This is a genomic window from Stenotrophomonas sp. Steno-Z2, from assembly GCF_056393235.1.
In genome coordinates this window covers 1-692 of the sequence record NZ_JBWJOY010000022.1, presented here as the reverse complement: position 1 = coordinate 692, position 692 = coordinate 1, and the positions used below count along the sequence as shown (strand labels likewise).

Annotated in this window: 1 protein-coding gene; it reads left to right on the top strand. The window is 65.8% G+C overall.

Going from position 1 to position 692, the window contains the following annotated elements:
- Nucleotides 1-692 (top strand): GTP-binding protein (locus tag AC06FP_RS16835; protein WP_478076335.1); only part of this gene is annotated, 692 nt, incomplete at its 3' end.

Here is a 692-nt window from a genome sequence, read left to right as displayed (position 1 = left end):
ATGTCCAAGGGTAAGTTCGAACGTACCAAGCCGCACGTCAACGTCGGCACCATCGGCCACGTCGACCATGGCAAGACCACGCTGACCGCCGCGCTGACCAAGATCGGTGCGGAGCGTTTCGGTGGCGAGTTCAAGGACTACTCCTCGATCGACGCCGCGCCGGAAGAGAAGGCGCGCGGCATCACGATCTCGACCGCGCACGTCGAGTACGAATCCGAGACCCGTCACTACGCCCACGTTGACTGCCCGGGCCACGCCGACTACGTCAAGAACATGATCACCGGTGCCGCGCAGATGGACGGCGCGATCCTGGTGTGCTCGGCCGCTGACGGCCCGATGCCGCAGACCCGCGAGCACATCCTGCTGTCGCGCCAGGTCGGCGTGCCGTACATCGTCGTGTTCCTGAACAAGGCCGACATGGTGGACGACGCCGAGCTGCTGGAGCTGGTGGAAATGGAAGTGCGCGAGCTGCTGAGCAAGTACGACTTCCCGGGCGACGACACCCCGATCGTGCACGGTTCGGCCCGCCTGGCGCTGGAAGGCGACCAGAGCGAGATCGGCGTGCCGGCGATCCTGAAGCTGGTCGAGGCGCTGGACAGCTGGATCCCGACCCCGGAGCGCGACATCGACAAGCCGTTCCTGATGCCGGTGGAAGACGTGTTCTCGATCTCGGGCCGCGGCACCGTGGTGAC